Source organism: Streptomyces sp. Isolate_45 (assembly GCF_024721315.2).
GTDB lineage: Bacteria > Actinomycetota > Actinomycetes > Streptomycetales > Streptomycetaceae > Streptomyces.
Genome location: NZ_JANFAK020000274.1, coordinates 1 through 6700, shown reverse-complemented (window position 1 = coordinate 6700; position 6700 = coordinate 1). Strand labels below are relative to the sequence as shown.

The 6700-nt window shown below is 75.3% G+C and carries 7 protein-coding genes; 3 read left to right on the top strand and 4 right to left on the bottom strand.

Annotation, left to right across the window (positions count from 1 at the left end):
* Nucleotides 1-307 precede the first annotated feature (307 nt).
* Complete coding sequence (locus NOD94_RS39650; protein ID WP_281211097.1) at nucleotides 308-1609, bottom strand: ROK family protein; 1302 nt, start codon at nucleotides 1607-1609, stop codon at nucleotides 308-310.
* A 41-nt stretch (nucleotides 1610-1650) separates the two neighbouring features.
* The gene (locus NOD94_RS39645; RefSeq protein WP_281211096.1) at nucleotides 1651-2307 is read right to left on the bottom strand and encodes an alpha-ketoglutarate-dependent dioxygenase AlkB; all 657 of its coding nucleotides are present in this window, start codon (nucleotides 2305-2307) and stop codon (nucleotides 1651-1653) included.
* 37 nt (nucleotides 2308-2344) lie between these two features.
* Between NOD94_RS39645 and NOD94_RS39640 the strand changes: the two genes are divergently transcribed.
* Nucleotides 2345-3088 carry a maleylpyruvate isomerase family mycothiol-dependent enzyme gene (locus NOD94_RS39640; protein ID WP_281211095.1) on the top strand — a complete coding sequence of 248 codons (744 nt, stop codon included), beginning with the start codon at nucleotides 2345-2347 and terminating at the stop codon, nucleotides 3086-3088.
* Nucleotides 3089-3286: 198 nt separating this feature from the next.
* Nucleotides 3287-3553: a DUF6332 family protein gene (locus NOD94_RS39635; protein ID WP_281211094.1), complete on the top strand. Its 267-nt coding sequence runs from the start codon at nucleotides 3287-3289 to the stop codon at nucleotides 3551-3553.
* A 26-nt stretch (nucleotides 3554-3579) separates the two neighbouring features.
* Here the strand turns inward: NOD94_RS39635 and NOD94_RS39630 are convergent, their stop codons facing one another.
* Together NOD94_RS39630 and NOD94_RS39625 are read right to left on the bottom strand one after the other, a co-directional pair.
* On the bottom strand, nucleotides 3580-4602 hold the full coding sequence (locus tag NOD94_RS39630) for a spherulation-specific family 4 protein (protein WP_281211093.1): 1023 nt from the start codon (nucleotides 4600-4602) through the stop codon (nucleotides 3580-3582).
* 156 nt (nucleotides 4603-4758) lie between these two features.
* Nucleotides 4759-5457, bottom strand: a complete 699-nt coding sequence (locus NOD94_RS39625) for a TetR/AcrR family transcriptional regulator (RefSeq protein ID WP_281211092.1) — start codon at nucleotides 5455-5457, stop codon at nucleotides 4759-4761.
* A gap of 150 nt (nucleotides 5458-5607) precedes the next feature.
* Here NOD94_RS39625 and NOD94_RS39620 point away from each other — a divergent pair, with 150 nt between their 5' ends.
* Nucleotides 5608-6066, top strand: a complete 459-nt coding sequence (locus NOD94_RS39620) for a nitroreductase/quinone reductase family protein (RefSeq protein WP_281211091.1) — start codon at nucleotides 5608-5610, stop codon at nucleotides 6064-6066.
* The last annotated feature ends 634 nt before the right edge of the window (nucleotides 6067-6700 follow it).

Here is a 6700-nt window from a genome sequence, read left to right as displayed (position 1 = left end):
GCGCGGGGGGGGGGGCGGGCGCGCCGCCCCCCCCCCCCCCCCCCCCCCACCCCCAAAAAAGAAACCCGGGCCCCCCCCCCCCCCCCCCCCCCCCCCCCCCCCCCCCCCCCCGCCGGCGACGGTCGTCATCAGTGCCGAGAACGTACGGGAGCTCGCGCGCCCGGCGCTCTTCGCCGTGGACGCGGAGGTCGTCGCGAGCGGCCTGCCGGTATCGGTCCCGGCCGGTGCCGGGCCCGGCTGACCACCGCCGCCGCGCTCCTACCGGCCTGGCCGGAGCCGGTCGTTCCGTCAGGGGCGGGCCGCAGGGTCAGGCCGCCGGGGCGCCCAGGGTGCCGAGCGGGTCGTCCAGCACCGGCTGCCACGCCAGCTCCGCCGCCCCGACCAGGCTGTTGTGGTCGAGGGTGCACGGCAGGATCGGCACGCCCCCGCTGCGCCCCCACAGGCTGCGGTCCGCGACCACCGCGCGCAGCCGCTCGGGATCGGCGTGGAGCAGTTCCCGGTGCAGTCCGCCCAGGATGATCCGGTCCGGGTTCAGGATGTTGACCAGGCCCGCCAGCCCGAGGCCGAGCCGGTCGATCAGTTCCTCCGAGGCGGCCCGGACCGCCGGGTCCGCGTACTCGGCGCGCAGCAGGTCGCGGGCCTGCTGGAGCAGTGACACCTCCGGACCGGGCGTGCGGCCCGCCGCCGTGAGGAAGGCCAGCGGGTCGGCCTCCACGTCCAGGCAGCCCCGGCTGCCGCAGTGGCAGGCCCGCCCCTCCGGGTTCACGGTCAGGTGGCCGACCTCCAGGGCCAGGCCCGCGCTGCCGCTGTGCAGCCGGCCGTCGAGGACCAGCGCCCCGCCCACGCCCCGGTGACCGGTGGCCACGCACAGCAGGTGCTGCGCGCTGCGGCCCGCGCCGTGCCGGTGCTCGGCGAGCGCGGCGAGGTTGACGTCGTTGCCGGTCAGGGCCGGTCCGTCGATCCCGGCAGCCTTCACGCACTCGGCGAAGATGGCCCGTACGGGAGAACCCGCCGGCCAGGCCAGGTGGAGCGGGTTGAGTGCCGTTCCGTCGGGTTCCGCGACCGCCGAGGGCACCGCGAGGCCCGCGCCGACGCAGCGCCGCCCGGACTCGACGAGCAGCGCGGCGCCCGCCTCGACGACCGCGCCGAGGACCTGCGCCGGGTCGGCGGAGACGGTGACCTTGCCGGGGGCGGTGGCCACGATCCGCCCACCGAGGCCCACCAGGGCTGCCCGGAACCCGTCCGAGTGAACCTGTGCGGCCAGCGCCACGGGACCGTTCTCCTCGACCGCCAGCCGGTGCGAGGGGCGGCCCTGGGCGCCGCTTGCCCCGCCGGGGCGGGAATCGACCCGGATCAGGCCGAGGGCCTCCAGTTCGGCGGCGACCGCGCCGGCGGTGGCGCGGGTGACCCCGAGCTCGGCCGTCAGGACGGCCCGGGTCGGCGCGCGGCCGGTGTGGACGAGTTCCAGCGCCGGGCCGAGGGCGCTGCGGCCCCGCTCCAGTTTGGTCCTCGTGGAAGCGGTCGAGGCCGTGGAGGTCGCAGGCTCCGTGGACACCGCGGTCACCGTGGTCGCATCCCCCACCCGCGGCGGGGCCCCGTTGCCGTTCATGACATGGATCCTCGCATGATCGGGAGGTACCGGACGCCCGTCTACGGTCCGAGGCCGCCGACCCGCAGTGTGATGTTCAGCCGCCCGTCGAGGCCGAGGCCGGGCGGCGCGGTACCGGGCAGGACCTTCGGCACCCCGTGGTAGGCCCGTCGGCTCGGTCCACCGAAGACGAACAGGTCCCCGCTGCGCAGCGGAACGTCCCGGAACGGACGTCCGCGCGAGGAGGTGGTGCCGAAGCGGAAGAGGCACGAATCACCCAGGCTGAGCGAGACGACGGGGGCCCGCGACTTCTCCTCGGCGTCGCGGTGCATGCCCATGCGGGAGTCACCGGCGTAGAGGTTGATCAGGGCGATGTCGTACTCCTCCACCTGCTCCGGCGGCGTCCCGTAGGCCTCCGACACCGCGCGCCGTCCGAGTTCGGCCAGCCACCGCGGCATCGGCTTCACGGGCGCCCCGTCCCCGTCGACGGCGGTGCGCGCGTAGCCGTACGGGTACCAGTGCAGCCCGAGGCAGACCTGGCGGGCGCTCATCGTCCCGCCGCCCGGGGTGTGCACGGTCCGCAGTCCCGCGGGCGGCCGGGCCCACTCCCGGCAGGCTGCGAGCAACTCCCGCTGGGCCCGCGGGCCGAGCCAGTCCGGCAGGTGGACGGCGCCCGGGGCGATCTCGGCGCGCTCGCGCGGGAAGAGTTCTCCATCCATGTACCCCATGGTGCGACCTGCCGGCAGACTCCGGGGCATGAAGATCAGCGAGTACGTCGAAACGCTGGCCCGGGAGGGCGAACTGCTCGCCGGGACGGCCGAGCGGGCGGGTACGGACGCACCGGTTCCCACCTGTCCGTCGTGGCGGGTCACCGACCTGCTGCGGCACACCGGATCGGTGCACCGCTGGGCGACCGGCTACGTCACGGACGCCCAGGTGGAACCACGGCCGTTCCCCGATGCGCCGGAACTGGCCGGGCCGGAGCTCCTCGCCTGGTTCCGCGAGGGACACGGGACGCTGGTGGACGCGCTGACGAACGCCCCGGACGACGTCCTGTGCTGGACGTTCCTGCCCACGGCGCCGCCGTCGCCGCTGGCGTTCTGGGCGCGGCGCCAGGCGCACGAGACGACCGTGCACCGCTTCGACGCGGAGGCCGCGCGGGACATCGCGTTCTCACCGGTGGCACCCGAGTTCGCGGAGGACGGGGTCGACGAGCTGCTGACCGGCTTCCACGCCCGGCCCCGCAGCCGCGTGCGGACCGATGAACCCCGGGTGCTGCGGATCCGGGCCGTCGACACCGGCGCGGCGTGGACGGTGCACCTCTCCCGGGAGCCGGCCCGCGCGGTGCGGGGCGACACCGCGGACCGGGTGGACTGCGAGGTGGCCGGCGAGGCGGCGTGGCTGTACGCGGCCCTTTGGAACCGGCTCCCGCTGATGGGCCCGGGGGTGACCGGCGACGTGTCGCTGGCCCGGCTCTGGAGCGACACGGCCGGCATCTGAGCCGGCCGCCCCGGCGGCCCGGGGCACGACGACCCGCCGGGGCCGCCGCCCCGGGCACGACGGCGGGGGCGGGGCCGGTCTCCGTCCCGTCCCGCGCGACGGCGTACGGGTACGCGGCGTACGGGTCCGCGGAGACTTCGGGGCAGACACCCTTGAGGGACCCTTGTCACCCGGCGTGCACGCTGTGAGACTGCCCGTATGGGGTATCGGACACAGGCGGAACGGGACGCGGCCACCGTCGAGATCGGCTACGCCTTCACCAGCGCGTGCTTCGCCGCCGTCCTGGTGTTCGGGGCGGTGTACGGGGTGGCGCCGGCCCTGGGCCTCTCTCCTGCCGCGCACCGGACACTGGCGGTGGCGGCCGGGGTGCTGGCCTCGGTGGTGTTCCTGATGCGCGTGACCCACGTGCTGTGGCGCTTCGGACGCCGACGGTCGGAGAGCGCACAGGACCCTTCCGAACCCTGAGCGACAGGCCCTTGGGCCGGATCGTTTCAGCCGAGGGTGGCGGCGTGTTCGGTCTGGCTGCGGTACCGCCAGGCGGGACCGGTGTTCCAGGGGTTGGGCATCACCGTGTCCGTCGCGTAGGCGTAGCCGGCTCCCCGTTCGAAGGCCGTGCGCAGGGTGTCCTTCATCGTCGCCTCGTCGGGGACGTCGTGGACGAGGTGCCAGAACGCGGTGCCGCTCGGGTCGTACTCGGATCCGCCCCGGTAACCGGTGCGGGCGTTGAACACGTTGCCGCCGAGCCAGCCGCCGGAGGTGTACGCCGCGTAGGTGTCCTCGTAGGTCACGAACGTGTCGGCGGTGCGGTGGCCGGGCTCCAGGTAGCAGTCGGCGATGGCCGTGCCCGGATTGTTGACGACCAGGTCGGGCGCGTTCGGGTCGACGGCGTGCATCGACTCCTGGACGTAGCGGCGCAGTTCGGCGTAGTAGTCGCGGGTGGCGTTGCCGGGGCCGCAGTCGCGGCTGACGACGTCGAAGAAGATCCCGTCGACGTGGAGGCGGCCGTCGCCGCCGTCGGCGGGTCTCAGGTAGTTGTCGACGGAGGCCTTCGCGGCAGCGATGTCCCGGTTGCCGTGGTCGGTGTGGACGTAGCCGAGGACCTTCGTCCGCTCCCCGGTGGCGGTGACCCCGGCGCGCAGGGCGTCGGCGCGGGCCCGCCAGGGCCCGTCGAAGGGGGAGTCGCCGTTGCCGGGGTTGAGGACGACGACGGTGGCGGCCGGCCCGGTGGCGGTGAGGTCGGTCAGCATCCGGTCGTCGGACCAGACGTAGGCGGGGACCGCGATGTCCAGGCCCCGCACCCCGGGCAGCCGGGGCGTGGGGGTGACCGTCGGGGCGGGCGGCGGAATCGCCTTCGCCGACGGGGAGGACGCCGGCCCCGAGGGCGGCGCGGTTCCCGCCGGGCGCCGGGAGGCGTGGGTCCCGTCGGCGGCGGCCTTCACGACGGCCGCCGCGGCGGCGAGCAACACGGCCAGGAGTACGGCGTACAGGGCCTGCACGGCTCGGGCGGGGGCCATGACTGTTCCTCCGGCTGCAGGGGCGCGACCCGACGAACACTAGGCGCGCGGCAAGTCGGTGAAGGGCGAACCACCCACTTTGATGTGAGGAACAGAAAAGCTATCTGTCACCCCATCATGTGAATCGCCATCAGGTTCCGGCCACGGCGGTCCGGTTCACGCCGCGGGCAGCCCGACGCCGTGGGCGAGCTGCCCCGCGGCGTGCGCGTAGAAGGCGGCGCGGTCCTCGACGACCCGCTCGTACTGACCGAACAGTTCGCAGGAGACCAGTCCGACGAGCTGCGCCCAGGCGGCGACCAGGGCGGCCGTCACCTCGGGCGGCAGGCCGTCGGCGAACTCCGCGGTCATCCGGTCGGCTTCGGGGCGCAGGGCGGCGGGCAGCGGCGGCAGGGCGAGCCCGTGGCCCGCGTACGCGGAGCGGAGGATCCCGATGAGGGTGTTGGCGACGCGGGAGGCGGGGCCGACGGTGTCCTGCGGGGCGCTGTAGCCCGGGACCGGGGAGCCGTACACGAGGGCCCACTCGTGGGGGTGCGCGAGGGCCCAGCCGCGCACGGCCCCGCAGACGGCGATCCAGCGGGTGCGGGGCGGGGCTCCGGCGGCGAGGGAGGCGCGGTCGGCCTCCTCGGCGGCGGCGCCCAGGCTGTCGTAGGCGTCGATGATCAGCGCGGTGAGGAGCTCGTCACGGCTGGGGAAGTAGCGGTAGAGCGCGGAGGAGACCATGCCGAGTTCGCGGGCGACGGCGCGCAGCGAGAGCTTGGCGGCGCCCTCGGCGGCGAGACCGCGGCGCGCCTCGTCCTTGATGGCGGCGGTCACCTCGGCGCGGGCCCGTTCTCTGGCCCCTCGGACGGTACTCATGCGGATCAGTGTGCCATGCGGGCGGAGCAGCGCCCAGGAAACGGAGCAGCGCACATTTTAGAGAGCACTGCTCTTGTTTTGGTGCACTGCCCCGGAGCAGACTGGTGCCAAGCGAGAGCACCGCTCTCTCCGAATCCGCCGGAGGCCCCCGTGAACGCGCCCGCCCCTTACTACGTCCAAGGCAGCCCGCTCGGCATCCGCTTCAACGCGCTCCTCGGGAAGCTGGCCCGCCTCGGCATCAGCCTCGCCGGCACGGCCGAACTGTCGGTCCCCGGCAGGACGTCGGGCAGGATGCAGCGGATCCCGGTCAACCCGCACCGCTACGAGGGCGCCCAGTACCTGGTCTCCGCCCGGGGCCACTCCCAGTGGGTCCGCAACATGCGCGTCGCGGGCGGTGGGGAACTCCGTGTCGGCCGCAAGGTGCGCGCCTTCACGGTCACGGAGCTCACCGACCCCGTGGAGAAGGCGGCCGTACTGCGCGCCTATCTGGAGAAGTGGGGCTGGGAGGTCAACCGGTTCTTCCAGGGCGTCACCGCCAAGTCCTCGGACGCCGACCTGCGGGCCGCCGCCGCCGACCATCCCGTCTTCCGCGTCACCGTAACGAAGTAACCGAGTGGCGCGGCCACGAGGCGAGGACGGCGACCGCCCCCACCGCTCCCCCACCCGCCGGACCCCGCTGAACCACCCCGGACCCCACCGAACCACACCGAACGCCGCCCGACCCCGCCGGACCCCTGCCGGGTCCTGCCGAACCCCGCCGGGTCCCGCCCGACCCCCGCTGAACCACACCGAACCCCGCCGGGCCCGGCGGACGGCCGCGCCTTCGCACGGGGCGTGTCGTGGAGGTTTCGCCCGGCCCGCGACACCTGGCACCGCGCCCCGCCGCGTTGCCGGGACGCCCGCCCACACCCGGTGGGCGGATGCCCCTCCGCTGTGCGCGGCACGGGCACCGGACTCCGCCGGGCCCCGCCCTTCGGGCGCCCGGCGCCTTCACCACACGCCCTGGCCGCGAGGAGCGCCGGCCCGGGTCCGGCCGAGTCCCGGGCCCGCTGCCGGGCTGGGCAGGGGCCGGGGAACGGGGGACCCGGAGCGCCGAAGACGCGGCGGACCGCTCCGCCCACACTCCTCGCCCGGCAAGGGACTGCCGGGCGGCCGGGCCCCGGTGAGTTCCGCGTCCGTCACCGGCCGGGCGGCCCCGCGGCTGTCGGGGCCGGCGCCCACACCGCCGTCGGGCCGGCCCCGG

Coding starts and splice junctions, on each gene's coding strand:
- NOD94_RS39630 (WP_281211093.1), bottom strand. CDS start 4,602: ATGGCCCCCGCCCGAGCCGTGCAGGCCCTGTACGCCGTACTCCTGGCC.
- NOD94_RS39635 (WP_281211094.1), top strand. CDS start 3,287: ATGGGGTATCGGACACAGGCGGAACGGGACGCGGCCACCGTCGAGATC.
- NOD94_RS39650 (WP_281211097.1), bottom strand. CDS start 1,609: ATGAACGGCAACGGGGCCCCGCCGCGGGTGGGGGATGCGACCACGGTG.
- NOD94_RS39625 (WP_281211092.1), bottom strand. CDS start 5,457: ATGAGTACCGTCCGAGGGGCCAGAGAACGGGCCCGCGCCGAGGTGACC.
- NOD94_RS39640 (WP_281211095.1), top strand. CDS start 2,345: ATGAAGATCAGCGAGTACGTCGAAACGCTGGCCCGGGAGGGCGAACTG.
- NOD94_RS39645 (WP_281211096.1), bottom strand. CDS start 2,307: ATGGATGGAGAACTCTTCCCGCGCGAGCGCGCCGAGATCGCCCCGGGC.